22 protein-coding genes are annotated in these 25,546 nt (G+C 69.2%); 15 read left to right on the forward strand and 7 right to left on the reverse strand.

The features are described from left to right. Positions 1 to 2: 2 nt before the first annotated feature. The 13 genes from BCO18175_RS13970 to BCO18175_RS14030 are packed head-to-tail and all read left to right on the forward strand — an operon-like array spanning position 3 to position 14,136. The gene (locus BCO18175_RS13970) at positions 3 to 992 is read left to right on the forward strand and encodes a ketoacyl-ACP synthase III family protein (protein ID WP_174981678.1); all 990 of its coding nucleotides are present in this window, start codon (positions 3 to 5) and stop codon (positions 990 to 992) included. Further along, positions 982 to 2,157: a PLP-dependent decarboxylase gene (locus tag BCO18175_RS13975; RefSeq protein WP_174981680.1), complete on the forward strand. Its 1,176-nt coding sequence runs from the start codon at positions 982 to 984 to the stop codon at positions 2,155 to 2,157. Before BCO18175_RS13970 ends, BCO18175_RS13975 begins: the two co-directional genes overlap by 11 nt. 24 nt (positions 2,158 to 2,181) lie before the next feature. Further along, positions 2,182 to 3,756, forward strand: a complete 1,575-nt coding sequence (locus tag BCO18175_RS13980) for an acyl-CoA ligase (AMP-forming), exosortase A system-associated (protein ID WP_174981681.1) — start codon at positions 2,182 to 2,184, stop codon at positions 3,754 to 3,756. After that, on the forward strand, positions 3,753 to 4,844 hold the full coding sequence (locus tag BCO18175_RS13985; RefSeq protein WP_174981683.1) for a hypothetical protein: 1,092 nt from the start codon (positions 3,753 to 3,755) through the stop codon (positions 4,842 to 4,844). Before BCO18175_RS13980 ends, BCO18175_RS13985 begins: the two co-directional genes overlap by 4 nt. After that, the gene (locus BCO18175_RS13990; RefSeq protein WP_174981685.1) at positions 4,844 to 6,694 is read left to right on the forward strand and encodes an acyl-CoA dehydrogenase; all 1,851 of its coding nucleotides are present in this window, start codon (positions 4,844 to 4,846) and stop codon (positions 6,692 to 6,694) included. The genes BCO18175_RS13985 and BCO18175_RS13990 overlap by 1 nt, the downstream gene beginning before the upstream one ends. Before the next feature lies 1 nt (position 6,695). Next, the gene (locus tag BCO18175_RS13995) at positions 6,696 to 7,961 is read left to right on the forward strand and encodes a citrate/2-methylcitrate synthase (protein ID WP_174981687.1); all 1,266 of its coding nucleotides are present in this window, start codon (positions 6,696 to 6,698) and stop codon (positions 7,959 to 7,961) included. A gap of 40 nt (positions 7,962 to 8,001) precedes the next feature. Then, entirely contained in the window at positions 8,002 to 8,664 is a 663-nt protein-coding gene (locus BCO18175_RS14000; protein WP_174981689.1) for a class I SAM-dependent methyltransferase, read from the forward strand. Positions 8,665 to 8,667: 3 nt separating this feature from the next. Further along, the gene (locus tag BCO18175_RS14005; protein WP_174981691.1) at positions 8,668 to 9,741 is read left to right on the forward strand and encodes a TauD/TfdA family dioxygenase; all 1,074 of its coding nucleotides are present in this window, start codon (positions 8,668 to 8,670) and stop codon (positions 9,739 to 9,741) included. A 13-nt stretch (positions 9,742 to 9,754) separates the two neighbouring features. After that, the gene (locus tag BCO18175_RS14010) at positions 9,755 to 10,768 is read left to right on the forward strand and encodes an ATP-binding cassette domain-containing protein (protein ID WP_174967119.1); all 1,014 of its coding nucleotides are present in this window, start codon (positions 9,755 to 9,757) and stop codon (positions 10,766 to 10,768) included. Further along, a complete protein-coding gene (locus BCO18175_RS14015) occupies positions 10,761 to 11,840 on the forward strand; it encodes an ABC transporter permease (RefSeq protein ID WP_174981694.1) in 1,080 nt (359 codons plus the stop codon). The genes BCO18175_RS14010 and BCO18175_RS14015 overlap by 8 nt, the downstream gene beginning before the upstream one ends. A 45-nt stretch (positions 11,841 to 11,885) precedes the next feature. Then, a complete protein-coding gene (locus BCO18175_RS14020; protein WP_174981696.1) occupies positions 11,886 to 12,428 on the forward strand; it encodes a permease in 543 nt (180 codons plus the stop codon). 2 nt (positions 12,429 to 12,430) lie between these two features. Continuing rightward, a complete protein-coding gene (locus tag BCO18175_RS14025) occupies positions 12,431 to 13,849 on the forward strand; it encodes an FAD-binding oxidoreductase (protein WP_174981698.1) in 1,419 nt (472 codons plus the stop codon). A 32-nt stretch (positions 13,850 to 13,881) separates the two neighbouring features. Next, complete coding sequence (locus tag BCO18175_RS14030; protein WP_174981700.1) at positions 13,882 to 14,136, forward strand: hypothetical protein; 255 nt, start codon at positions 13,882 to 13,884, stop codon at positions 14,134 to 14,136. A gap of 113 nt (positions 14,137 to 14,249) precedes the next feature. Here BCO18175_RS14030 and BCO18175_RS14035 read toward each other — a convergent pair whose 3' ends face one another. The 5 genes from BCO18175_RS14035 to BCO18175_RS14055 form a co-directional block, all read right to left on the reverse strand. Continuing rightward, entirely contained in the window at positions 14,250 to 15,809 is a 1,560-nt protein-coding gene (locus BCO18175_RS14035; protein WP_174981702.1) for a methyl-accepting chemotaxis protein, read from the reverse strand. 162 nt (positions 15,810 to 15,971) lie between these two features. Further along, positions 15,972 to 17,063, reverse strand: coding sequence for a lactonase family protein (locus BCO18175_RS14040; RefSeq protein WP_174981703.1), 1,092 nt, complete (start codon positions 17,061 to 17,063; stop codon positions 15,972 to 15,974). 89 nt (positions 17,064 to 17,152) lie between these two features. Then, on the reverse strand, positions 17,153 to 18,505 hold the full coding sequence (locus BCO18175_RS14045) for a TRAP transporter large permease (RefSeq protein WP_059241306.1): 1,353 nt from the start codon (positions 18,503 to 18,505) through the stop codon (positions 17,153 to 17,155). Between the two features lie 4 nt (positions 18,506 to 18,509). Further along, entirely contained in the window at positions 18,510 to 19,082 is a 573-nt protein-coding gene (locus tag BCO18175_RS14050; RefSeq protein ID WP_174967126.1) for a TRAP transporter small permease, read from the reverse strand. Then, a complete protein-coding gene (locus tag BCO18175_RS14055) occupies positions 19,079 to 20,065 on the reverse strand; it encodes a TRAP transporter substrate-binding protein (RefSeq protein WP_174981705.1) in 987 nt (328 codons plus the stop codon). The genes BCO18175_RS14050 and BCO18175_RS14055 overlap by 4 nt, the downstream gene beginning before the upstream one ends. A gap of 577 nt (positions 20,066 to 20,642) precedes the next feature. On the opposite strand from BCO18175_RS14055, the gene BCO18175_RS14060 reads away from it, so the two are divergent. Next, positions 20,643 to 22,796: a glycoside hydrolase family 28 protein gene (locus BCO18175_RS14060; RefSeq protein ID WP_174981707.1), complete on the forward strand. Its 2,154-nt coding sequence runs from the start codon at positions 20,643 to 20,645 to the stop codon at positions 22,794 to 22,796. 70 nt (positions 22,797 to 22,866) lie between these two features. On the opposite strand, the gene BCO18175_RS14065 is transcribed toward BCO18175_RS14060, so the two are convergent. Both BCO18175_RS14065 and BCO18175_RS14070 read right to left on the reverse strand, forming a co-directional pair. Beyond that, on the reverse strand, positions 22,867 to 23,952 hold the full coding sequence (locus tag BCO18175_RS14065; RefSeq protein ID WP_254608067.1) for a helix-turn-helix transcriptional regulator: 1,086 nt from the start codon (positions 23,950 to 23,952) through the stop codon (positions 22,867 to 22,869). A 53-nt stretch (positions 23,953 to 24,005) separates the two neighbouring features. After that, positions 24,006 to 24,185: a hypothetical protein gene (locus BCO18175_RS14070; protein WP_174981711.1), complete on the reverse strand. Its 180-nt coding sequence runs from the start codon at positions 24,183 to 24,185 to the stop codon at positions 24,006 to 24,008. Between BCO18175_RS14070 and BCO18175_RS14075 the strand changes: the two genes are divergently transcribed. Then, complete coding sequence (locus BCO18175_RS14075) at positions 24,180 to 25,499, forward strand: histidinol-phosphate transaminase (RefSeq protein WP_254608068.1); 1,320 nt, start codon at positions 24,180 to 24,182, stop codon at positions 25,497 to 25,499. The two genes, BCO18175_RS14070 and BCO18175_RS14075, sit on opposite strands and share 6 nt — an antisense overlap. Positions 25,500 to 25,546: the final 47 nt, after the last annotated feature.

Here is a 25,546-nt window from a genome sequence, read left to right on the forward strand (position 1 = left end):
CCATGACGACGAACGCCTCCCAAGCATCCCGCGACACCGGCTTCTGGATCGGCATCGACGCGGTGGCCTACGAGCTGCCGGGCCTGCCCGTCGATATCGAGGCCTGGGCCGCCGAGCGCGACTACCCGGCGCAGCGCGCCGCGGCGATCGCGCACTCGGGCAGCCGCTATTTCCACATGGCGCTCGACACGAGCGAGACCGATCTCGCGATCGCAGCGGCCGGCCGCCTGCTCGACACCGCGCGCGTGCATCCATCCGACATCGGCGCGATCGTGCACGTGCACACGCAGCAGTTCAGCGTGCCGCCCGCGCCGCGTAGCCTGCCGCACGAGCTGGCCGCGCAGCTCGGCATCGAGCCGCTGTGGCTCGGCTCGGTCGCGCAGCTGAACTGCGTGTCGGTCGCGGCCGGCATCGAGACGGTGCGCGCGCTGATGCGCCGCTATCCGCAGCTCGACGCGGCGCTCGTCGTATCGTCCGACCGCGTGTACGGCGAGGATTACCGGATGCGGCAGATGACGGGCGTGCAGTGCGACGGCGCTGCCGCGATGCTGATCGCGCGCAACAGCACGAAGAACCGGCTCGGCGGCATCGCGATCGAGACGCATGCGAAATGGCACCGCGGCTCGGACACCGTCGCCGCGAACGAGGCCGACCTGATCATGATGGAGTGGCCGTACACGCGCAAGGCGATCGACGCGGCGGTCGCGCTCGAGCCGCACGCGCTCGACGCGTACGAACTCGTGCTGCCGCACAACGCCGACCTGCCCGGCTGGAACGCGCTGTGCCGCGCGATGCGCGTGCCGGCCGAGCGGCTCTATGCGGAAAACATCCATGCGCGCGGCCACGCGTGCTGTTCGGATTTCCCGATCAACCTGGCCGACGTCGGGCTCGACGCGGTCGCGCGCGGGCAGCGCGTGCTCGGCGTGATGCAGTCGAACTGCGGCGCGTACGCAGCCGCCACGCTCCATCCGGTGGGCCGCCATGACGCCTGAGCGCCCGCTTCCGCCCGCCGGTGACCACGCGTGGATCGCCGACCTGCGCACGCCGTGCTACGTGTACGAGCCGGAAGTCGCGATCGCGCGCTACCGGTCGCTGAAGGCGCGGCTCGGCACGCGGCTGATCGTGTCGCTGAAGGCGAACCCGAACCAGGACATGCTCGCGCGCTGCGCGCATGCATACGAGGACGGCGTCGAACTCGCGAGCCGCGGTGAGCTCGACGCGGTGATCGGCCGGATCAAGACGGCGCGCTACCTGAACAACCCGTCGATGGACGAGATGTTCATGCGCGCCGGGCTCGCGTCACGCTGCCATTTCGTGCTCGACAACCCGGACGCGGTCGCGCGCTTCGTGCCGCTGGCGCGCGAGGCGGCGGCCGGCGGCAGCACGCCGGGCCCGGTCCTGCTGCGCGTGAATGCCGGCGCGCTGGCCGGCGACGATGCGCGCGCGCTGTGGCACGACCACTTCGGGATGACGCCGAACGAGGCGCACGACGCGGTGCGCACGCTCGCCGCCGCCGGCCTGCCGGTAGCCGGGCTGCACGTGTTCTCCGGCCCGCATTCGTTCATCCGCCAGGACGCGACGCAACCCGACACGCTCGTGCTGCCCGAACGGCTCGCGGCGCTCGCCCGCGATCTCGCACCCGCCAACGGCGCCCCGCTCGCGTCGCTGAGCCTCGGCGGCGGCTTCGCCGACGATCACCCGGGCGACGCCGCGTTCGAGCGCTATGCCGCCGCGCTCGCCCCGCTGGCCGGCCAGTACTCGCTCGCACACGAATCCGGCCGGGCGATCTTCGCCGATGCGGGCGTGTTCGCGACGCGCGTCGTCGCGGTGAAGACGTGGCAGGACCGCACGATCGCCGTCTGCGACGGCGGGCTGTCGCATGCGTTCCTGCTCGCGCAGACCGAATCGGTGATGCGCCGCCTCGCCGCGCCGTCGCTCGTGCGCCGCACGCCCGCGCAGCCGGCGCGTGGCGTGCCGACGATCTATGTCGGCAGCACCTGCAGCCGCGCGGACGTGATCGGCCGCGACGATACGGGCGCCCCGCCGCAGGTCGGCGACATCGCGGTGTTCGCGCGCTGCGGCGCGTATCACCGCACGTACTCGATGGCGCATTTCCTGTCCCACGAAGCCGCGCACGTGTACGTGCGGCCTGCCTAGACCAACCTGAGAGAGGAGCCGATCATGAACGCCCTGATCAGCGTCGCCGACCTGCTCGAACATGGCGCCGCGCGCTGGCCGCAACATCCCGCGTATGCCGACGGCGGCGGCACGATAACCTACGAACAGCTCGCACGCGCGGTCCGCCGTGCCGCCGCCGCGCTCGCGTCGCGCGGCGTGCAGCCCGGCGAGCGCGTCGCGATCTACGCGCCGAAACGCATCGAAACCGTAGTCGCGATGCTCGCGGCCAACGCGCTCGGCGCGATCTTCGTGCCGGTCAATCCGCAGTTGAAGGAAGCGCAGATCGAACACATCGTCGCCGACAGCGGCGCGGCGCTGTTCATGACCGGCGTGCAGCGATTGAAGCGCCTGCCTGCGCTCGCCGCGCTCGTCGGCGCCCGCGCGATGCTAATCGAGGAACTGGCCGATGCGATCAACGCGGCCGGCACCGACACACCGGAACCGGCCCTCTCCGGCCGGCCGGTGGACGACGATCCCGCCGCCCTGCTCTACACGTCCGGGTCGACCGGCAAGCCGAAAGGCGTGGTCGTGTCGCACCGCAACCTGGTGTCGGGCGCGTACAGCGTCGCCGCGTACCAAGGGCTGGCCGACGACGACGTCGTGCTCGGCGTGCTGCCGCTCAGCTTCGACGCGGGCCTGAGCCAGCTCACGACCGCGCTGGCCTCCGGCGCGTGCTATGCACCGCTCGACTTCCTGCAGCCCGCCGAAGTGCCGCGCCATTGCGACGCGTTCGGCGTGACGTCGATCACCGGCGTGCCGCCGTTGTGGATGCAGCTCGCGACCGCCGGCTGGAGCGATACGGCGCGCACGCGGATCCGCCGCTTCGCGAACACCGGCGGCCATCTCGCGACGCCGCTGCTGCACCGCCTGCAGGCGCTGTTCACGAACGCCGCACCGTACCTGATGTACGGGTTGACCGAAGCGTTCCGCTCGACGTACCTGGCGCCGGCCGACGCCGCACTGCGCCCGACATCGATCGGCAAGGCCGTACCGAACGCCGACATCCTCGTGCTGCGCTCGGACGGCAGCGAATGCGCGGCCGACGAGCCCGGCGAACTCGTGCATCGCGGCGCGTTCGTCACGCTCGGCTACTGGAACCGGCCCGAGCTGACCGCGCAGCGCTTTCGCCCACTGCCGCGCCGGCACGGCGAGATCCCGCGCCCCGACGTCGCCGTGTGGTCCGGCGACATCGTGCGCCGCGACGCGGACGGCTACCTGTATTTCGTCGCGCGCGGCGACGACATGATCAAGACCTCCGGCTATCGCGTGAGCCCGACCGAAGTCGAGGACGTGCTGTTCGCGCTGCCTCACATCCGCGAGGCGGCGGTGTTCGGCGTACCGCACGCATCGCTCGGCGAGGCGATCGCCGCGTGCGTCGTGTCGACGCTCGACGCCGACGCATGCCGCGCCGACATCGCGCGCGCCTGTCGCGACGCATTACCGACCTACATGAGCCCGCTCGTCGTCGAGCCGATGCCGGCATTGCCGCGCAACCCGAACGGCAAGATCGACCGCCCCGCGCTGAAAAACCAGTATCGCGACGCGTTCGCGCGCACGAACGAGGAGACCGCCGCATGACCCTGTCGACGCTCGATGAAACCTGCCTCGGCGCGCGCCGCGTCGCCGAGCCCGGCACGCTGGCCCTGTCGGGCGGCGTCGTGGTGCTGCCGCCCGCCGTGGTGTTCAGCGCGATCCAGGCGCAGGAACGCCATCCCGGCTACCGCCACCTGCTGCTGCCGCAGGCACGCTTCGCGCGGCCGCGCGGGATGGGTGCGCTGACGCCCGACGAAGGCACGCGCCTCGCGCCGGGCGGACGGCCTACGCTGCGGGTCGCGCCGCCCGGGCGCAGCCTCGCCGATCTCGCCGCCGATGCGGCGCTCGACCTGCGCGACCAGCTCGGCTCCGGGCAACTGGCCCGCACGACCCACGTGATCGTCGCGAGCTGCGCGCTCAACGAAGGGATCGGCGACTCGGTCGTCGGCCGCATGCAGTACGAGCTCGGCCTGCAGCACGTGACGCCGTTCGCGCTCGGCCAGAACGGCACGCTCGGCTGGTATTCGGCGCTGATGCTGCTCGACGGCCTGCTCGACGAAGGCGACCAGGCGCTCGTGATCCTCAGCGACAAGTGGCTCTACCCGTTCTTCCGCCAGTTCGGCGACCTGGTCGGCTACGGCGACGCGGCCGCCGCGCTGCTCGTGTCGCGTGCGGGCCCGGCGCCCGAACCGGCCGACTGGGGCGGCGTGCGGTCCGTTGCGGTCGAATTCGGGCCGTCGATCGCCGATCCGTGGGCCGACGCGCCGGGCGCGCTGCGCGACACGCTCGCGCCGGTCGCCGCGCGTGCGATCCGCCGCGCACTCGACATGGCTGGACTGCGCGCCAGTCAGATCGACTGGTGCGTGCCGCCTGGTTTCGATCCCGGCTTCGCGGCGCGCGTGGCCGACGCCGCGTCGATTCCCGTCGCCGCACGCATCCAGCACGAGGCCGCCGGCCACCTGTCGTCCGCCGAATCGGCGGCCGCGCTGATCCGGCTCGCGGGCGCACTCGACGAAGGCGAACGCCGCACGGTACTCGTGTGGGACGCGGCACTGCATGGCGCGGCGGCGGCGGCCGTCGTCGACCTCGCCGGCGGCCTCGATGCCGCGCTCGATATCGAAGGAGACGCGTGATGAGCGCCTACAAGGTGAGCCTGCGCGAACTGCGCTTCTTTCTGTGGGAGCTGTTCGAAGCCGACCAGCGGTTCCTGACGGAACACAGCCCTTACGGTACGCACGACCGCGCGTCGATCGACGCGCTGCTCGAACGCGCGCGCGACTTCGCGCTCGACCTCGGCCACAGCTACCAGCAGGCGGACGCCGAGGGCTGCACGCTGCTCGACGACGGCCAGGTGCGCATTCCGTCACATTTCCACGCGTTGTGGGCGCGGTTTCGCGACGAATGGTCGAACACGCTGTTCGGCACCGCGCACGGGCTGCCGCCGATCGTCACGCAGATGATCTACGAGATGTTCATGGGCGCGAACCCGTCGTTCATGACGTACGGCGGCTTCACGCGCCCCGCGATCAAGCTGCTGCAGATGCACGGCACGCCGCACCAGAAGGCATTGATCTCGCCGCTCGAGGCGTACCGCTGGGACGCATGTTTCTGCGCGACCGAACCGCAGGCCGGTACCGACCTCACCGCGGTCGCGCTGCGCGCGACGCCGCTCGAACGCGACATCTATGCGATCGACGGCGAGAAGGTCTATATCTCCGCTGGCATGCACGAGCTGACCGAGAACACGCTGTATTTCGTGCTCGGCCGCATCGACACTGCGTCGCCGGATTCCTTCTCGCTGTCGTGCCTCGTCGTGCCGCGCTTCTGGCCGGACGAGGAAACGGGCGAACTGCAGCCGAACCATGTCGACTGCATCGGCCTGCCGCGCAAGATGGGGCTCAAGGGCTGCGCGAACACGCACCTGGTGTTCGGCGCGAACGGCACGACCAAAGGCTGGCTGCTCGGCGGCCGGCGCAACGTCGGCTTGCTGCAGCTGATGCCGCTGATGAACCAGGCGCGGATGAGCACCGGGATGTTCGGCGTCGGCGTCGCGTCGAGTGCGTACCTGCATGCGGTCGAGTATGCGGGCCGCCGGCTGCAGGGCCGGCCGATCGAGCGCGCGTCGAATACCCATGCGGCACGCGTCGCGATCGTCGAACACGCGGACGTGCAGCGCATGCTCGTCGACATGAAGAGCCGCGTCGACGGCTGCCGCGGCCTGCTCGGCAAGCTCGCCGCCACCGCCACGCGCGCAGCGATGCTCGAAGCCGCGCCCGACGCCGACCCGGCCGAGATCGAGCGCCACCGCAAGCTGCAGCTGCTGCTGACGCCGATCTGCAAGGCGTTCATCTCCGATCAGGCGTGGCGGATCTGCGAGACCGCGATCCAGGTGCACGGCGGGCTCGGCTATACCGATGCGAGCCCCGTGGAGCAGAACGCGCGGGACGTGAAGATCCTGTCGATCTGGGAAGGCACCAACTACATCCAGGCGCAGGATCTCGTGCGCGACAAGCTCGGCTTCGGCCGTCATTCGCGGCTGATCCAGTACTACCGCGACGAACTCGACGTGTTCCTCGCGCGCCAGCATCACACCGGCACGCATGCGGAGCTGCGCCCGCTGTTCGACGCGTTGCGCACGGGTGCCGACCGGATCGCCGCCGCGCTCGACGACATCGCGCGCGACGTGCAGGACGGTCACACGCACCGCAGCAGCCAGTTCTACACGCGCTTTCTCGAGATGTTCGGTGTCGTCACGTCGGCGTGGGTGCTGCTCGAATCGGCGACGATCGCCGCGCGCCGGCTCGACGCGCCGGACACCGCCGACACGCCGGCCGAACTCGCGTTCTATCGCGGCAAGCTGAAAAGCGCGCGCTACTACTTCGCGAACGTGCTGCCTGTCGTCGACCAGCACGCGGCCGTGATCGCCGCGATGGCGCATGCGGCGATCAGCGTCAGCAGCGAAGAACTCGCGCAGGTGGAATGACATGGATACGACTCTCGATTCCGGCACGAGCGCTTCGACCGCCACGGCCACCTCGACCACCTCGACCGGCGAAGCGCCGCGCAACCTGCTCGGCCGTCCGGCGACCCGCCATCGCGGCACCGACATCGACGGCGCGACGCTCGAACCCGAAGCGCTGCGCGTACGCGATCTCGACCTGAACGCGCTGATCGGCGCGACGACGTTCGAAGGCGCGCTCGCGCACCTGTGGTTCGACGTCGCGCCCGGCAGCGCCGAGCATCGCGCGCACGAGGCGGCGATCCGCGCGCGGCTCGCGGCATTCGCCGATGCGCTGGCACCCGGCTCGGCTGCGCAGTCCGTCGCCGCGGATCTCGGCGCGGCGGGTGTCGCGCCGGTATTTGCAGCGGCGTCCGGGCTGTTGCGCGGCTTCGACGACTCGACCGAACGCGTGCACGGCGAAGCGCCGGACGACGCCGATCTCGACACGATGCTGCTGTGCGCGGCCGCCGCGCCGTTCCTGCTGCATGCGGCGATCGAAGGCCGTCCGTTTGCAGCACGCAGCGAATCATTCACCGCATCGCTCGCCGGCACGTCGAACCAGGCACAACGCATGCTCGTACTAACCGGCGCGACGCGCACCGACGCGCCGGCGCAAGCGGCGATGGACATGCTGCTCGTCGCGTGGCACGCCGGCTTCGGCTACATCACGCCGACCGTACTCGCACCGCGTGTCGCGATCGGCACCGGCGTCACGCTCACGCAGGCGATCGCGTCCGGTTTCCTGGCGAGCGGGCCGTCGCACGTCGGTGCGGCGCTCGAAGCGATGCACTGGCTCGCCGCGCTCGCGCAGTTCATCCCGGGCGGCACCGATGCACCGCCCGCCGCGCTCGACGCTGCCGGGCGCGCGGCGATCGATGCGGCGCTCGACGCGAAACACACGCTGTACGGCTTCGGCCATCCGCTGTTCGTCGCAGACCCGCGTCCGCCGCACATGCGTGCCCTGTTCGCAGCGCAACGCTTCGACGGCGCATACGTGACGCTGTTCGACGCGTGCTGCGCACAGGCCGACGCCCGCCGTGCCTTGCGGCCGAACATCGATTTCCTGACGGCCGCGACGCTGCTCGAACTCGGTGTCGCCGCGCCGTCATGGGGTGTCGGCGTCGGGCTCGGCGCGCGCATCGCGGCGATGGCCGCGCATGCGGTCGAGCGCCGCCGCCGCCCTGCTTTCGGCGTCAACAGCGCGACCGCGCGACGGCTGCTGGCCGCCGTGCCGGTCGGCTGGCTGTGATCCCTTCCTCCCTTCGGCACCCTTCTGCAAAAGGAACGTCATGCTGCTCAAGAACCTGCGCCCGGCGAACGACTACGATCGCTTCGCCACCGAAACGCTCGAACCGTGGGACCTGCTGTTCATCAGCCGCATCCGCCAGCTCGCGCGCGGGATGACGCCCGGCGTGATCGCCGACATCGGCACGGCCACCGGCGTCGTGCCGGTGCGGCTCGCGACCGATCCGGCGATGCGCGGCTGGCGCTACGTCGGCATCGACCTCGATCCCGCGATGCTCGACGAAGGCCGCCCGCGCATCCACGAACTCGATCTCGACGACACGATCGAGATGCGCGTCGGCGACGCGCTCGCGCTGCCGTTCGACGACGGCACGCTGACGATGGCCGTCGGCCGCGCGACGCTGCACCACCTGCCCGACAAGGCGCTGAGCCTCACCGAGATGTATCGCGTGCTGGAGCCGGGCGGCATCGCGCTCGTGCACGACATGCGCCGCGACGCGCCACAGCACCTGCTCGACCGCTTCACCGAGATGCGCGCCGCCGCCAACTATCCGCCGACTCACGTCGAGGAAAAGATCACGCTCGACGAAGCGCATGCGCTCGTCGCCGAAGCCGGTCTCGCGGAAGTCGCGTCGATCTACAGCCCGAGCGCCGGGCTCGGCGCGCTCGGCTTCGAGATCCTGCTGAAGAAACCGGCGCTGGCCTGAGTGATGACCGACCTCACCTTCCTCGCCGCGCACGCCGCCGCGCGGCTCGGTGCCGACGACGTGCACTGCTCGGCGGTCGCGCCCGGCGCGACGCTGCCGCTGTGCGTGACGCCGCGCAGCGCCGAACTCGCGACCTCGCCGGAGATGTTCGTCGCGTGGTACCGCTCGCGGCTGGACACGATCGACACGCTGCTCGACGCGTGCGGCGCGCTGCTGTGGCGCGGCTTCGCGGTGCCCGACACCGCCGCGTTCGGCCACCTCGGCGCGCTGTATCCGGCGCACGCGAACGGCTACACGGCGGGCGCCGCGCCGCGCAAGCAGATCGACGGCCAGGTGTACGAGTCGACCCGCATGCCGCCGCCGTTCAAGATCGGGCTGCACCAGGAGATGGCCTACATGCCCGCGTTCCCGCGCCTCGTCGCGTTCTATTGCCGGCAGCCGGCCGATGCGGGCGGCGAGACGCCGATCTGCGACATGCGGCGCGTGACGGCGCGCGTGCCGGCCGCGCTGCGCGAGCGGTTCGCCGAACGCGGCGTGATGTACCTGCGCAATTTCGCGGCGCCCGGCGAGCGCGCGGACGGCCTTGCCGCCAATCCAGGCATGCCGTTCGCCGAATACCACCGGCCGTGGGACGACGCGTTCGGCACGACCGAGCGCGACGAGGTCGAGCGGCTGTGCGCGGAACGCGGCGTCGGTTGCCGCTGGCTCGACGACGGCAGCGTGACGGTGTCGCACGTCGGCAGTGCGCTGCGCGCGCATCCGCGCACCGGCGAGACCGTGTGGTTCAACCAGGCGAGCGCGCAGCACCCGAACCCGCGCTCGATGGGCGAGCTCAGCTACCGCTACCTGCAGCGCATGTACGGCGGGCGTGCCGCCTTCCCGTACGAGATCCGCTATGGCGACGGGTCGCCGATGCCGTTCGACGATCTCGTCGCGATCTACGACGCGTTCGACGACGAGGAGCTCGCGTTCCCGTGGCAGGCCGGCGACGTGCTCGTCGTCGACAACATGCTGGTCGCGCACGGCCGCAACCCGTACCGGGGCGCGCGCGACACGCAGGTCATGCTGCTCGACTGACAGGAAGCCGACGATGAGCGATTCGTTCCTCGCCTCCGTGCGCGCGCTGTTCGGCCCGCACACCGCGTTCGACCGGCCGCTGCGCACGGCCGCGCAGCCGCTGCCCGATGCGCACGCGCCGGGTGCGGCGCTCGGCGCGCGCGCGATCGACGTCGCGGCCGGCGATTTCCGTTTTTCCGCGCGCCACGTGCGGTTCCGGCTCGGCGCGATCACCGCGATCGTCGGGCCGAACGGCTCCGGCAAGACCACGCTGCTCGAAACGCTGCTCGGCTTCCGGCGCGGCGGCACCGACGTGCGTGTGCTCGACGTGCCGGCCGCGCGCTTCATGCGCGATACGCCGTCGCTGCGGCGCATCGGCGCGCAGTTGCAGAAAGTCGAGTATCCCGACCATCTCCGCGTGTCGGAGATCGTCGCGCTGCACCGTGCGATGTACGTGCAAGCCGACGCCGCGGTCACGGATGCGCTCGGCATCGCCGAACTGCTCGACAAGCCGTGCCGCGCGCTGTCGAAGGGGCAGCGCCAGCGCGTCGATCTCTACGTCGCGCTCGCGCACCGGCCCGAACTGGCCGTGCTCGACGAACCGTTCACCGGCCTCGATCGCCGTTATGCGGGCGTCGTGATCGACCTGCTGCGGCACCGCGCGCGTGGCGCGAGCGTCGCGATGATCTGCCACGCCGAGGAAGAACTCGCCGTCGTCGACGATCTCGTGTGGGTGCGCGACGGCGGCGTGCGCTACCAGGGCGACAAGGACGCGCTGCGCGCGGAGCTCGTCGGCGATGCGCGCGCGGTCCTGCATTGCCGCGACGAAACCGACGCACGTGCGCTGCGCAAGCGGCTCGCGGCGCTGCCGGGCGTGACCGGCGTGCGCGTGTCGGCCGCGCATGTCGTCGAGGTATTCGGTGATGCGACGCTGCATCCGAACGTGCACCGCATCGTCGGCGAACAGGGCATCCAGCATCTCGCGCTCGCGCCGAGCACGCCGGGCGACCTGCTGCGCCTCTGTACCGAGGGCCCCACCCATGACTAAGGTGTTCCTGATTCTCGTGCGCAACGAGCTGCTCGGCTACCTGCGCAGCCGCTCGTCGCTGTTCTGGACGCTCGTGTTCCCGGTGTTCCTGTTGAGCGTGATGCTGTTCGCGTTCGGCGGATCGGGTTCGCTCGGCACCGCGGACATCGCGTTCGACGTGCCCGGCGGTGCAACGCCGTACAGCCGCGCCTGCGAAGCGCAGATCGTCGCCAGCCTCACCCACAGCGACACGGTGAAGGCGACGTTCGACGGCCGCGGCACGGCGGCCGATCGCGTCACCGTCGTGCTCGGCAACGACGAGCGCACGCCGGCGACGATCCGCTACGACTTCAACGGCTCGCTCGCGGTCAAGGCCGCGTCGCGCGTCGTCGAGATCGCGCTCGCGCGCTGCGCCGCGCAGCGGCTCGGGCTGCCCGCCGCGCAGGCGCGTTTCGAGAACTCGGCGCCCGCGCGCCGCCCGTTCGACTACGGCGCGTTCTTCGCGACCGGCATTCTCGTGATGGCGTTCATGGCGATCGGCCTCAACTCGACGACGACCGCGATCGCATCGCTGCGCGAACGCAATACCTTCAAGCTGTACGTGTGCTTCCCGGTCTCGCGCGGCGTGTTCCTCGCCGCGCTGATCGTTGCGCGGATGGCGATGATGGCGCTGTCGGCGCTCGTGCTGCTGACCGTCGCACGCGTCGCGTTCGGCATCGCACTGCCGATTGCGACGCCGGACGGGCTGCGCGCGTTGCCGATCGTGCTGCTCGGCGCGGCGATGGTGCTCAGCATCGGCGTGCTGCTCGCGAGCCGCACCAGATCGCTGGCCGCCGCCGAACTCGCCTGCAACGTCACCTACTACCCGCTGCTGTTCTTCAGCGACCTGACGATCCCGATGCACGATGCGCCGGCCTGGCTGAAGGCGGTGCTCGCGTTCCTGCCGACCAACCAGTTCGCGGTCGCGCTGCGCGGCGCGCTGGTCGACGGCGCCCCGTACGCGCAGCTCGCGCCGCAACTGCTCGGCATGACCGCGAGCACGGCGCTGTTCCTGTTTGCCGCCGCGCGGCTGTTCCGCTGGCACGACGCTTGACGCGTCGCCCGCTGTTTCGACGTTTCGACGAAGGAGAATCCCCCGATGAAATCGAGCAATCCCATCACCGGCTACCTGCTGCACGCGAGCAACTTCCTGCCGGCGATCGTGTTCCTGTTCTACGGCCGGCTCGGCCCCGAACAGCCGGACGTGCGCTGGACGCACGCGTTCCTGATCGGCGGCGTGCTCGCGCTCGTGCACGGCGCATGGCTGATCCGCCGCGCGGATCGCAACAGCATTGCGATCGGCGTCGACCTGTTCCTCGTGATCGGCGCGGTGCTCGCGCTCGTGTCGCCGACAGGTAGCCGTTTGTGGGGCGAAGAACTCGGGCCGGCCGCGATGCTCGTCTGCGTGTTGGTCGTCGGCATCGTGCATACCGCGTGGTCGGACGGCGGCTTCGTCGACGGAACGTTCGTCGACCAGGGGCGCGCGCGTTCGCTGTCGATCGTGCTGCTCGCCGTCACCGTCGTCGCGCTCGCGGTGTCGATCACGATGCGCCACAGCCCGCTGTGGGGCGGCGTCGTGCCGCTGATCGCGCTGGTCGTCGTGCGCGGTCGCCTGCGCAAGCAGCTCGTGCAGGCCGGCTGACGATGAGCGCGCTGCCCGACCGCGCCGCGCAACGGCACGCGCTCGCCGCGACGCTCGGCGACGGCTGGCTCGACGGTGCGTCGGGCGACGCATGCGAGCCGTACGCGACGGACGTGACCCGTCACGGCGGCATCGCACTCGGCGTTGCCCGACCGGCCTCGACCGCCGACACGAGCGCGCTCGCACGGGTCGCCGTCGCGCACCGCATCGCGCTCGTCGCGCAGGGCGCGCGCACCGGGCTCGTCGGCGCCGCCGTGCCCGATCGCAGCGGCACGCAATGCGTGGTGTCGTTCGACCGGATGCGCGCCGTTCGTGCTTTCGATCCGGCGAACCGCAGCATCACGGTCGAGGCCGGCGCGCGGCTGTCCGACATCAACCGCGTGGCGGCCGAAGCCGGCCTCTGCCTGCCGATCGACCTCGGCAGCGATCCAGCAGCCGGCGGCCTCGTCGGCGCCAACGCGGGCGGCAGCCGCCTGATCAAATACGGCGACGTGCGCCGCAACGTGCTCGGCGTCGAAGTCGTGCTCGCCGATGCGGCGGGCACCGTGATCGACGCGCTCGCGCCGCTGCGCAAGCGCAACGCGGGGTTCGACGTCACGCAATGCTTCATCGGCGCGAACGGCGCCAACGGGCTCGTGACGGCCGTGTCGTTCGCGCTCGCGCCGCTCGAACGGTCGTCGTGCGCCGCGTTCGTCGCGTTTGCATCGTACGAGGCCGCGCTCGCCGGCCTGCTCGCGTTCGAGCGCGCGTTCGGCGAGATGCTGTCGGCGTTCGAATTCATGTCGGCCGCGGCCGTCGGCTGCGTCGCGACCGCGTATCCGTCATCGCGCATTCCGTTCGAAGCCGACGCTGCCGCGTGCTATGCGCTCGTCGAAATCGCGACCGGCATGCCGGGGCTCGACGCGCTGCTCGAGGAACGCACCGTCGCAACCCTCGACGCGCTGGCGGGCGAACACGTGGTGCTCGACGCGGCCTGCGCGCCGGCCGAACGGTTCTGGCGGATCCGCGATGCACTGCCCGCCGCGGTTGCGCAGGACGGCATTCCGCTGTCGTTCGACGTGTCGTTTCCGCGCGGCGCGCTGGCCGCGTTCGTCGCCGATGCCGAGCAGTGGATCGCGGCCGCGCATCCGTCGCTGCGCTGTCACACGTTCGGTCATTTCGGCGACGGCGGCTGCCATCTCGTCGTATCGATTCCACACGCCGGTGCAGAACGCTACGGGCCGCTGCAGCAGGTGGCGCTGCGCGGCGCGCTGTACGACCGCGTGGTACGGGCCGGCGGCTGCTTCAGCGCGGAGCATGGCGTCGGGCCGGTCAACGTCGCGTACTACCGCAAGCACGTGCCGGCCGCACAACGGCAGGTCGCCGCCGCTATCCAGCACGCTGTCGACCCGCTGGGTCTGATCGGGCGTGTCCGCTATTGATGCGCCGTTGCGCGGCGCCCCGGAGAATTCGCATGATCCTTCGACACCCGCCCGGCCCGGGTACCGTTTCCGAACCGGATGCCGACCCGCCGCACTCCGGCATTCCAGCCACGCTGCCCGACTCGGGCGTCGTGATCAACGTGCGGGGGGGGGCGTACGTGATCCAGCTGCCGCCGCGCGATCATGCGCGCCCGGCGCTGTGGCGCGAGCTGGCGGATTGGCGTGATGACCGGTCGGTCGATGGCACGCCGGGCGGCGGCACCGATCCGGGCAAGCGGCAGGATTGATCGGTCGCGATGCGTCGATGGTCGCGGGCCCCCGCCCACCCGCGATCATCGTTGCCGGTTCGTGCATCGCCGCTGAAGCGGATATCCCGCGCGACGCCGCCCCGGGCAGACGCTCACCCCACCCGCGCAACCCGGAAAACCGCCATCGCGGCCTGCATGGAACCGGCCTGCTGCTCGAGCGCGGTCGCGGCGGCACTGGCCTGCTCGACGAGCGCCGCGTTCTGCTGCGTCATCTGGTCCATCTGCGTGACGGCCTGGCCGACCTGGTCGATACCCGCGCTCTGCTCGACGGTGGCCGTCGTGATCTCGGTCATGATCGTCGCCACGCGCCGCACCGACGCCACGATCTCGTCCATCGCCTGTCCCGCCTGCGTCACGAGCGTATTGCCGTCGCGTACGTCGTCGATCGACGCGCCGATCAGCTGCCGAATCTCGCGCGCGGCGCTCGCGCTGCGCTGGGCCAGCGTGCGCACCTCGCCCGCGACGACCGCGAAACCGCGCCCGTGCTCACCCGCGCGCGCCGACTCGACCGCCGCGTTGAGCGCGAGAATGTTGGTCTGGAACGCGATACCGTCGATCATCCCGGTGATCTCCGCGATCTTCTGCGAGCTCGTGTTGATCACGCCCATCATGTCGACGGCGCGACCGACCAGCTCGCCGCCGTGCTGCGCGAGGTCCGCCGCGCTCGCCGCGAGCGTGCTCGCCTGCTGCGCGTTGTCCGCGTTCTGGCGTACCGTCGACGTCAGCTGCTCCATGCTCGCGGCCGTTTCCTCGAGCGACGCGGACTGCTGCTCGGTGCGGCTCGACAGGTCGACGTTGCCCGCGGCGATCTCGCGCGCGGCCGTATGGATCGCGTCGCTGCTGTCGCGCATGCCGGTGACGGTCGCGGCGAGCCCTGCCTGCATCCGCTTCATCGCCGCGAACAACTGGCCGATTTCGTTACGGCCGGCATCGGGCACCGTCACGGTCAAATCGTTCGACGCGATCCGGTCGAGCAGCGCGGCCGCGTTCGCGAGCGGCCGGGACACGATCGCGCGCAGCGCGAAGTGCGTCGCGGCGATCAGCGCGAGCGCCAGTGCGACACCCAGGCCGACCATCGCGATGATGCGCGAGTACGCGGCGTTGTCGTCGTCGATCGTGTCTTCCGCCAGCTGGTTGGCCGTGCGCTGGAATTTCTCGACGTTCGCCGAATACACCTGGCCGGCGAGCGTGATTTCCTTGTCGTTGATCTCGGCATACGCTGCGGTATCGCCGCTGCGCAGCGCATCGGTCGCGCGGGCGAGGACGCTCGCGAGATGCATCGACGATTCGACCAGCGCCTGCTTCAGGTCGGCACCGAGACTGCCGATCGGCGCGGTGTCCTTGAATGCGAGCGTTTCCTTTGCGGACAGGTCGAACGTGCGCTGCGCGCTTTGCAATGCCGAGTCGCGCTGCGCCGGGTCGTTGTGTTCCTTCAGTGCCGAATAGGCACGCACGAGCGCCGAGCGGGTGCGGGTGCTGTCCTTGTACGCGTCGTTGACGAGCGACGTCTGCGCCGCGATGCCGTGCAGACGTTTCGCGTTCGTGTTCGCGCTGCCGAGCGCTACGACGCCGACAATGCCGCCGACGATGATCATCGCGGCGAACGCGGCCAGCACGGCGAGCAAACTGCTTTTTACCTTCAGATCGCGCATGGTGAATCGACTCTCGAAGTTGTCCCTTGTCGGTTAACGACAGCGGTTTATCCAACTTGAGTCGATCGAATGCAATTTCGATGCACCCCCGGCATTGCATGCAGGCGCACATCTAGAGACGGGCGGCACGCGCGCGATGCCACCCGCTCCGTCGCATGCAGATCAGTTCGCTCCGTCGTACGTGACGATCTCGACCCAGTTCGCGCCCTTGCCGACCGGATACTTGCCGATCGCGTCGAGGTGGCCGGAGTGCCGGTCGATCCTGTACACCGCGAGCGTCGGCGACAACTGCCCGGCCGCGAGCAGATACGTGCCCGACGGATCGATCGCGAACCCGCGCGGCTGCTGCTCGGTCGCGAACGTACCGATCCGCGCGAGCCTGCCCGACGCCGGATCGACACGGTACGCCGCAAGCGTGCTCGACGTGCGCTCCGACGCGTAGAGAAACTTCCCGTCCGGCGTCAGGTGCAGGTCGGCGCCCCACGGCTTGTCGCCATGAAAATCCGGCGGCAGGATCGACACGGTCTGGATCGGCCGCGCATCGGCGCCGCCCCGCGACAGCGCGAGCACGTGCAGCTTGCCGTCGAGCTCGTCGATCAGGTATGCGAACCGCCCGCTCGACGAAAACACGAAATGGCGCGGCCCCGACTTCTCCGGCAGCCGGTACGCGGGCTCGCCCGTGTCGGTCAGCTTGCCGGTCGATGCGTCGAACGGCAAGCGCAGCCACGCATCGGCGCCGAGCACGGAAGCGAACGCGTAGCGACCGTCCGGCGACTGGCGGATCGCGTGCGCCATCGGACCGGTCTTGACCGTCTGCTGCACGTCGCCGGCCACGCCGTTCTCGCCGATCCGGTTGACCGCGAGCAGGTTGCCGCCATACGACGCGGAGAACAGGTAGCGGCCAGACGCATCGGTCGACACATACGCCATGCTGTCCGCGAGCGGCGAGCGGCCGAGTTCGATCAACCGTCCGTCGAGCGGATTGATCGCGAAGCTGACGACGCGATAGGGCGTCGAGCGCAGCGCCGCATACAGCCGGTGGTGATCGGGCGACAACGCCATCGGCATCACGGTGCCGTCGACCGGCACGGTTTCGATCGCAGTCAGCGCGCCGTTCGACGGGTCGACGCCGAACACCGAGATGTCGCGGCTGTCGCTGTTCGATACGTACGCATACGTCGCGGCGTGCGCGAGCGACGCGGCCATCGCGAATGCGGCGGCCGCGACGGCCCGCCATGCTGTCTTCTTGTTCATGTGGAGTCGCTGCGGTGAAGGAACCGTTGACGTGATTGCGGCGCCGGACAATCGGGATCGTCCGGCGCCGCGACAGGCAAGGCAGCCGGTCAGAACACCGCGTGCCCGCTGATCAGGCTCGGCAGCCAGGTCGAGAAGAACGGCAGGTACGTGACGATGTTGATCGCACTGAAGATCGCGAGGTAGTACGGCCACGCCATCTTCGTGGTCTCGCCGATCGACACGTTGCCGATCGCGCAGCCGACGAACTGCACCGAGCCGATCGGCGGATGCACGAGGCCGAGCGAGCAGTTCAGCAGCAGCATGATCCCGAACTGCACCGGCCCGACGCCGCACGCCATCGCGATCGGCAGGAACAGCGGCGTCGTGATCAGGATGTGCGCGGCCATGTCGACGAACGTGCCGAGGAACACCTGGATGATGTTGATGTACAGCAGCATCAGCCACGGCGCGGCGGTCGACTGCTTCAGCAGCCCTTCGATCGCATCCGGAATCTCCAGGTACGACATCTGGAAGCGCAGCATGTTGGACACCGCGATCAGCAGCAGCACGACCCCCGTCGTGCGCGCCGCATGCGACAGCGCGCGGCGCAGCTTCTCGGCCGTCAGCGTCCGGTAGACCACCGCGGTCAGCACGAGCGAGTACACGACGGCGATCGCGGCGGCTTCGGTCGCGGTCGCAATCCCCTTCGCCACACACACGAGGATGATCGCGATCACCATCAGGCCGGGCACCGCGCCGACGAAGCTGCGCAGCACCGCATACCAGCCGGGAAACGCGGGCAGTGCGGACGAACCGTCTTCACGGCGCGGATAGCCGTGACGCACCGCCTGCCAGTACGCGGCGGCGAGCACGAAGCCCATCACCCACAACACCGGCAGCAGCCCCGAGAACAGCAGGTCGCCGATCGACACGCCGCTCACCGGCTGGCCGTGCAGCATCCCGGTGATGCCCTGCGCGGCGAACGCGTAGATGATCATGTTGGTCGACGTCGGCATCAGCGCGCCGGCGAGCGACGCATGCGTCGTCACGTTCACTGCGTACGCGGCGCTGTAGCCTTCGCGCTTCATCAGCGGAATCACCACGCCGCCCATCGCGGACGTATCGGCGGTCGGCGAACCCGACACGCCGCCGAACAGCGTACAGGCGACGACGTTCGCCATCCCGAGGCCGCCGCGGAAATGGCCGACGGTCGCCTGCGCGAAGCGCAGGATCCGGTCCGCGATGCCGCCGTGCAGCATCAGTTCGCCGGAGAAGATGAAGAACGGCACCGCGAGGAACGAGAACGCGTTCATCCCCGAGATCATGGCCTGCATCGCGGTCGCGATCGGCAAGCCTTCGACCATATAGGTCAGCACGCAGGCTATCCCGAGCGCAAACGACACGGGTACGCCGAGCACGAGGAAAATCAGAAAACTGACGGACAGGATCGCAAGTTCCATGGCGTTATTGTCCCGGCGAAGAACGACGAAGCGCGAGCAGGTGCTCGAGCGAGAAGAGGATGATGGCGATCGCCGCGGGCATCGCGATCAGGTAACGCACACCTTCGGGCAGCCCGATGATCGGAATGCGGTCGCCCATCGTCTCGGCGGCCATGCTGCCGCAGCCGACCATGATCATGATCGCGAATGCGATCAGGCTCAGGTGCTGGATCGCGATCACCGCCGTGCGCGATTTCGGCGGTAGCCGGCGCACGAGCGAATCGAGGCCGATATGCCCGCCGTCGCGCACCTTCATCGCCGCGCCGAACATCGCGATCACGATCACGAGCAGCAGCGCGATCGGCTCCACGAAATCCGGCGCATTCTCGAACACGTAGCGCATCACGACCGCGTAGAACACCAGCACCGTCAGCACCGCGAGGCACGCCGACGCAATCACGGCCAGCACGCGGAACAGCACGTCGTTCACGCAACGCAACAGCGGCGCGGCATGCGGCCGCGCCGGCGTCGCGCCGTCCGGGGCGGCCGCCGCCCCGCCCGCGGCCGTCGCGCTGTTCAGGGAAGTGCGACGCGTCACTTGGTGGCCTCGATCTCGTCGACGATCTGCTTCATCTGCGGCGTCTTCTCGTACTTCGTCCACAGCGGCTGCATCGCCTTCACGAACGCAGCGCGGTCGATCTGCGCGGCCGGCAGGACCTTCGCGCCACCCTTCGTCACCGTCTGCTGCGCGGACGCTTCGCGCGCGGTCCACAGCTTCTGGTAGTACGGCACCGAATCGGCCGCCGCCTTCTTGATGGCCGCCTGCTCCTGCGGCGACAGCGTGTCCCAGATCTTCTTCGAGAACACCAGCACTTCCGGCGTCATCGCGTGCTGCGTCTCCGAGTAATCGGGCGCCACTTCGTAATGCTTGGTTTCCTCGTACGACGGCATGTTGTTTTCGGCCGCATCGACGAGGCCCGTCTTCAGGCCCGTGTACACCTCGGCGAACGGCATCGGCGTCGGCGTGCCGCCCATCGCCTTGATCTCGTCGACCATCAGGTCCGACGGTTGCACGCGCACCTTCAGCCCCTTCATGTCGGCCGGCGAGCGCACCGGGCGCTTCGCGTAGATCGAGCGCGCGCCGCTCTCGTAGAACGTCAGCGCGATCATCCCCTTCGCGGTGAACGCGTCGAGGATCTTCTGGCCGGCCGGGCCATACATCGCCTTGCGGAAATGATCGACGTCGCGGAACAGGAACGGGAACGACGGGATCAGCGATTCCGGCACGATCTCGTTGAACGACGCGCCGTTCACGCGCGCCATGTCGATCGCGCCGATCCGCACCTGGTCGACCGTGTCCTTCTCCGAGCCGAGCGCGCTGTTGCCGAACACCTTGATCGAATCCTTGCCGCCCGTCTGCTTCGACAGCTCGTCGCCCATGAACTTCACGGCCATGTTGGTCGGGAAGTTGTCGCCGTGCACGTCCGCCGAGCGGAACACGCGCGCCTGGGCGGACATGGCAAAGCCGGCCATCAGCGCGACGGCCAGTGCGGTGCGGGAGCCGGTGAATCGGTGCTTCATGGTGAGTCTCCTTGATGGTCGATCGTTGTTGTGCGGCGATCCGTCGGCCGGCGCGTGCGCCGTCAATGTGCTTCCCCGAACCGCAGAGTCATACGTCGTATGACGTGTTGAGCGAATGTACGTCGGTTAATCGTTTAACTCACTTGGTGCATACCCCTATGACCGCCGCTATAACGGGTTCTCGGCGAGTTTCGGGGAATCGCCTTCTCCGCTTTGGGGATTTCTGGCGAAACGTTTTCCGGAAATGGGTTCGCATTTGAATCGGATGCCCGTGTGGCTGTTTCCCGACGCCGAAACGCAATCTTTCGCTTCGCCTGGCGTTGTCATAGGATGACTGACCACGACACGGACCTACCCGCGCGGTGCCACGAGCACGCGCCGGCCATGCATCGCGCGCCACGCGATCGCCCCCGTGGCGCCGGCTCCGGCAACTCGCGCCGGAGGCCCGCGCTCACCCGCCCCGGCCTTGCCCGCAGCACGTTCAGGCGCACGTTCGCGCCGGCTGACGCGCACGGCCCGGGCGACCCGATACCCACCCGGCATCACGCGACCGATGCCTCATCAGGAGATCTTCGCCATGACATTCCCCCTTTCCCGGCCGAACGGACGCCCGCGCGTGCTCGGCCTGCTCGCGGCGTTGCTCGCGACGGCCGCAACGCTGAGCGCGTGCGGCGGTGACGATTCGAGCAGCGCGGGCGGCGTCGCCTCCACCGCGCCGCCCGCCACCAGCGTGTTCCAGGTCGGCACGACGACCGTCGACGCGAACCTGCCGGCCGAACCCGTGCTGCCCGCCGACACGCAGGTCTGCAGCACGCTCGAGGCCGCCAATACGCTCGTGAGCCGCCCCGACGGCTCGCTGCCGCCGGAGGCCGACCCGTCGACGGCCGGCGTCGGCAAGGCCGTACCGGCCGCGACGGCCAACCCCGACCAGGCGCGCCTCCAGGCCGCGCTCGACGCATGCGGCGCGGCGGTGGACGCCGAGGTCGGCGCGACGATCGCGGCGGCGGACGCCGCGGCCACCGCCGCGCAGAAGTCGGCCGCCGTCCCGAACGCGAACCTCGCCGGCGCGTCCGGCGAGGAGCTCGCGAAGCCGAAGTACCGCGCGAGCAAGTTCGCGGTGCGGCTCGTCGTCAATCACGCGGGGCCCGGCAACGGCTTCATCAGCGGCCCGCTGACCCTGCCGTCCGGCGTCACGCTGTGGATCGACAAGGGTGTCACGCTGTATGCGTCGCGCGACGTGAAGGCGTATTCGCCGAACGCCGCGGGCCCGTACTGCGGCAATACGGCCGTCAGCACGACGAAAGCCGGCAGCTCGTCGAACTGCGCCGCGCTGATCACCGGCACCAACCTCGTGAACGCGGCGGTGGTCGGCGACGGCCGCATCGACGGGCGCGGCTACGCGGAGCTCGTCACGTCCGATGCGAAATACCCGCTGATGAAGGTCGATCTGACCTGCTCGAACACCTACGCGGCATACAAGGGCGGCACGGTGGCACCCGACGGCACCGCCTGCGACGACGGCGGCACCGTCGTCGACTCGAAATCGACGGTGCGCAACATGACCTGGTGGGATCTCGCGTATCTCGGCAACATGGTGCAGAACGGCACGACCGGCTTCGGCTCGCAGTCGAATTTCCGGCTGATGGTGTTCAACTACGCGAAGAACCTCACGCTGTACCGCATCACGCTGAACAACAGCCCGAATTTCCACGTGGTGCCGAGCGGCGTCGACGGGCTGACGATCTGGAACGTGAAGGTGCAGACACCGACGCTCGCCGCATTCGCGAACCCGGCCGGTAACGGCAACCCGCTGTACAACGGGCAGACGTTCAACGCGGACAACGTGAAGAACACCGATGCGTTCGACCCGGGCTCCGCGTCGAAGCCGACGTCGGTGGTGCTGTCGACCGGCAGCACGACGACGTCCGCCGCCGCGATCTCGTTCGACGGCTACCTGAAGAACTTCGTGTTCGCGTACAACTACGTGAGCACCGGCGACGACGACATCGCGCTCAAGGGCAGCAACAACCCGGCACCCGCCGGTTCGGGGCTGTTCGGCATCGACGGCAATCGCGACGTGCGCGCCGATCGCAAATGGGGCGTCGTGATCGCACACAACCACATCTACTGGGGGCACGGCATCTCGATCGGCAGCGAGACCAACGGCGGCGTGACGAACGTTCAGGTGTACGACAATTCGTTCCAGGATTCGGAAGAAGGGTTGCGCATCAAGTCCGACTATGCGCGCGGCGGCGAAGTGAGCAACATCCGCTATTCGAACATCTGCATCCGCGATGCGAAGAACGCGCTGCTGTTCACGCCGTACTACAGCACGAAGGCCGTCCCCGCGAGCGGGCCGCTGTACCCGAACTTCCACGACATCTCGCTCGCGAACGTCGTGATCGAGGGCACGGCCGGCGTGAAGCTGCAGGGGTTCGAAGCGAACACCGGCGGCTACGGCGAGCCGGCCTTCCCGCTCGTGATGTCGCTGAGCGACGTGGTGGCCGACACGCCCGACGGCATTTCGACGATCGCGTCCGACGCGAACCTCACGCTGCACAACGTGAACCTGCCGGTGTTCCCGTCGACGGCGAACCGGGTCGTCGTCAACGGCACGGCGGTCCGGACGATCGATCCCGCCAGCGTGCTCGACTGCAGCAAGGCGTTTGTCGACTTCCCCGGAATCGACCAGTCGAACCCGTTCGGTTCGACGTGGGCGCCGGCGCTGTAACGCGCGGCCAACGCGATCGGGTTTCCCGCGCCGACGCGGGAAACCCGCCGCGCCCGTGCGCGCGGCGCGTTCAGGTCTGCATGACCAGCGACGTCAGTTGCGCCGCGCGCGCCACGGCCGTCTTCGCGTAAATCGATTTGATCTGCGTGCGGATCGTGCCGATCGACACGCCGCGCAACCCCGCGCATTCCTGCGGCGACAGCCCGTCGCAGCACAGCAGCACGGCGAGATCGGCCTCGGCCGACGACAGCCCGTAGAACACGCGCAGCCGCTGCGCGCGGGCCGACGGCGAACGCAGGTCCGCGGCCGTCATCAGCGTCGCGACGCCCGGCCGCTCGCGCATCAGGCGCGACTGCTCGGGCACCGGCATCAACGCCAGCGGCAGCGGTTCGCCCGTTGCACGCCGCAACAACAGCCCGCCGCGCGCGTACGCGTGCCGCCATTGCGCATCGTCGACGCAGCCTTCCGGCGCGAAACGCCCGTTCACCACCCGCAGCGCCGGTTCCGACGCGATCAGCTGATCGGCCGCGCGATTCGTGTAGCGCAGTTCGCGCTGCGCGCCGAGCAGGAACACCGGCACCGGAATCGCATCGAGCGCCGATTCGGCTGCAGCCACGCGCGCTTCGAGCTCGCCGATCCGCGCCTGGATCTGCAGCGCGCGGCTGATGTGCATCCCCATGTTTTCGATCGCGTGGCGCTGATCGTCGGAAAGACCCTGCGATTCCGGGCCGCCCTGAACGCTGAGGAATGCGCCCGAGCCCTCGCTGCGATGGATGTACAGGCCCGAGATGCTGCCGAGCCCATAGGGGTGAAGGAATTCCTGATAGAACGCGCTGTGCGCGCGCTGGTGCGCGGACAGGTGCTTGACGTCCTCGAACCAGCGGCCCGCCGGCCAGTTGGCGGCGACCGGCACGACCGGGTCGTACAGATAGAACTCGGTGTTGTAGGTGTGGTAGCACGCGGCGACCCAAGACGCGTCGTCGCCCGCCGCCTGCTCGATCGCCGGCACCCTCGCCGCATCGTCGAATGACAGCAGCGTAACCATGCGCACGCCGACCCACGATCGCAGCCCGTCCAGCACCGTTTCCCATCGTTGATCGCCCAGCGCCGCAGCGTAGACGTCATCGATCCATGCCGATGGAATCAACCCGTTCATCTGCATCTGGCCACCCCGCGCCGTGCGTTTTTGTCGAACGTCTTCTGCGCATCTTAGTCAATCGGCGCCAACGTTTGAATCACTCGTTCGCATTTGATCGAAATACCACGTTTGTTACCGTTTATCGTCAGACGTAATGGCCGCTTGTTCCGGCGTTGCAACGCAATCGCATCCGGCGCGCGCGGTGCCGCCCGCTTTTCATCCGGATCAGGGTATGCCATGATGCGATGCATGACGATTCGAAACACCGCGATCTCGCTGCACCATCACCACGGACGCCCTCTGTTGCGCCGTGGCTCGTTTCGCATCTAGCAATTGCATCGGGTGAATGCCCGATCAAGACGACAACCAAGGCGCCTCCGGCGCCTTTTTTGTTTTTTGCCGCCTTAAAAACCTGCTGCGTCGATCAATCGAAACCGTACGGAGTGTTTTCAATGCAACAACCCTGGAAAACCGTCGCCTTGCCGGATTTGCCGCTCCGCGAGGATCTCAGGTTGCAGCACGCGTACGGGGCGCCGCAGCTCGACGTGCCGGTTTGCCTGAACGTCAACGAGAATCCCTATCCGCCGTCGCCGGCGCTCGTCGAGCGCATCGCGACCGCGGTGGCCGACGCCGCGCGCACGGCGAACCGCTATCCCGATCGCGACTTTGCCGAACTGCGAACGCATCTGGCTGCGTATCTGACGCACGACACCGGGGTGACGGTCGACGCATCAAGCGTCTGGGCGGCTAACGGCTCGAATGAAGTGATCCAGCAGATCCTGCAGGCATTCGGCGGCCCGGGACGATCGGCGCTGGCCTTTACGCCCGCGTATCCCATGTATGACGAATACTGCCGCACGACCTTCACGCGCCTGCATACGTTGCCGCGCACCGAGGATTTCGCGCTGGATCGGGATCAGGCGCTCGACAGCATTCGCCGGCACCAGCCGAGCGTGGTGCTGCTGACGTCGCCGAACAACCCGACCGGAACCGCGCTGCCGATCGACAATATCCGCGCCATCCTCGACGTCGCGCCGGGCGTGGTCGTCGTCGACGAAGCCTATGCGGAGTTCCGGCGGCGCGGCGTCCCCAGCGCGGTGACGCTGCTGCCGAGCCATCCGCGGCTCATCGTCACCCGTACGCTGAGCAAGGCGTTCAAATTCGCGGGCGGCCGCGTCGGATATTGCGCATGTGCGCCGGCGATCGTGGAAGCGCTGAAGCTGGTGCGATTGCCCTACCACCTGTCCGCCTTCACCCAGGCGGCGGCCTGCGCGGCGCTGGTCGCGCGTGACGAGATGCTGTCGCAAGTCGAGGCGATCAAGGCCGAGCGCGACTCGACCGTCGACTGGCTGCGCGGCGTGGGCCTTACGGTGGCCGATTCCGATGCCAACTTCGTGATGTTCGGCGAATTCGCGGATCGACACCGGATCTGGAGCGGACTCCTGCGCCACGGCGTCCTGATTCGCGAGTCCGGGCCGCCGGCGTATCTTCGCGTCTCCATCGGCACCCGCGCGGAGATGGCCGCGTTTCGTGCGGCCCTGCTTGACGTGATGGCGCCCGGATAAGCGACCGGCCACCCGGTCGACGACGCGGTGGAGCGCATGCGGACGCC

It is taken from the genome of Burkholderia lata, from assembly GCF_902499335.1.
In the GTDB taxonomy this organism is placed as follows: domain Bacteria; phylum Pseudomonadota; class Gammaproteobacteria; order Burkholderiales; family Burkholderiaceae; genus Burkholderia; species Burkholderia lata_B.

Bases quoted from the DNA above. Each gene is read 5' to 3' on its own strand.
- BCO18175_RS14020 (WP_174981696.1), top strand. From the start codon at position 11,886: ATGAAATCGAGCAATCCCATCACCGGCTACCTGCTGCACGCGAGCAAC.
- BCO18175_RS14030 (WP_174981700.1), top strand. From the start codon at position 13,882: ATGATCCTTCGACACCCGCCCGGCCCGGGTACCGTTTCCGAACCGGAT.
- BCO18175_RS13990 (WP_174981685.1), top strand. From the start codon at position 4,844: ATGAGCGCCTACAAGGTGAGCCTGCGCGAACTGCGCTTCTTTCTGTGG.
- BCO18175_RS14060 (WP_174981707.1), top strand. From the start codon at position 20,643: ATGACATTCCCCCTTTCCCGGCCGAACGGACGCCCGCGCGTGCTCGGC.
- BCO18175_RS14070 (WP_174981711.1), bottom strand. From the start codon at position 24,185: ATGCATCGCATCATGGCATACCCTGATCCGGATGAAAAGCGGGCGGCA.
- BCO18175_RS13970 (WP_174981678.1), top strand. From the start codon at position 3: ATGACGACGAACGCCTCCCAAGCATCCCGCGACACCGGCTTCTGGATC.
- BCO18175_RS14075 (WP_254608068.1), top strand. From the start codon at position 24,180: ATGCATGACGATTCGAAACACCGCGATCTCGCTGCACCATCACCACGG.
- BCO18175_RS14010 (WP_174967119.1), top strand. From the start codon at position 9,755: ATGAGCGATTCGTTCCTCGCCTCCGTGCGCGCGCTGTTCGGCCCGCAC.
- BCO18175_RS14045 (WP_059241306.1), bottom strand. From the start codon at position 18,505: ATGGAACTTGCGATCCTGTCCGTCAGTTTTCTGATTTTCCTCGTGCTC.
- BCO18175_RS14005 (WP_174981691.1), top strand. From the start codon at position 8,668: ATGACCGACCTCACCTTCCTCGCCGCGCACGCCGCCGCGCGGCTCGGT.
- BCO18175_RS14040 (WP_174981703.1), bottom strand. From the start codon at position 17,063: ATGAACAAGAAGACAGCATGGCGGGCCGTCGCGGCCGCCGCATTCGCG.
- BCO18175_RS14000 (WP_174981689.1), top strand. From the start codon at position 8,002: ATGCTGCTCAAGAACCTGCGCCCGGCGAACGACTACGATCGCTTCGCC.
- BCO18175_RS13985 (WP_174981683.1), top strand. From the start codon at position 3,753: ATGACCCTGTCGACGCTCGATGAAACCTGCCTCGGCGCGCGCCGCGTC.
- BCO18175_RS13980 (WP_174981681.1), top strand. From the start codon at position 2,182: ATGAACGCCCTGATCAGCGTCGCCGACCTGCTCGAACATGGCGCCGCG.
- BCO18175_RS13995 (WP_174981687.1), top strand. From the start codon at position 6,696: ATGGATACGACTCTCGATTCCGGCACGAGCGCTTCGACCGCCACGGCC.
- BCO18175_RS14065 (WP_254608067.1), bottom strand. From the start codon at position 23,952: ATGAACGGGTTGATTCCATCGGCATGGATCGATGACGTCTACGCTGCG.
- BCO18175_RS14025 (WP_174981698.1), top strand. From the start codon at position 12,431: ATGAGCGCGCTGCCCGACCGCGCCGCGCAACGGCACGCGCTCGCCGCG.
- BCO18175_RS13975 (WP_174981680.1), top strand. From the start codon at position 982: ATGACGCCTGAGCGCCCGCTTCCGCCCGCCGGTGACCACGCGTGGATC.
- BCO18175_RS14035 (WP_174981702.1), bottom strand. From the start codon at position 15,809: ATGCGCGATCTGAAGGTAAAAAGCAGTTTGCTCGCCGTGCTGGCCGCG.
- BCO18175_RS14015 (WP_174981694.1), top strand. From the start codon at position 10,761: ATGACTAAGGTGTTCCTGATTCTCGTGCGCAACGAGCTGCTCGGCTAC.
- BCO18175_RS14055 (WP_174981705.1), bottom strand. From the start codon at position 20,065: ATGAAGCACCGATTCACCGGCTCCCGCACCGCACTGGCCGTCGCGCTG.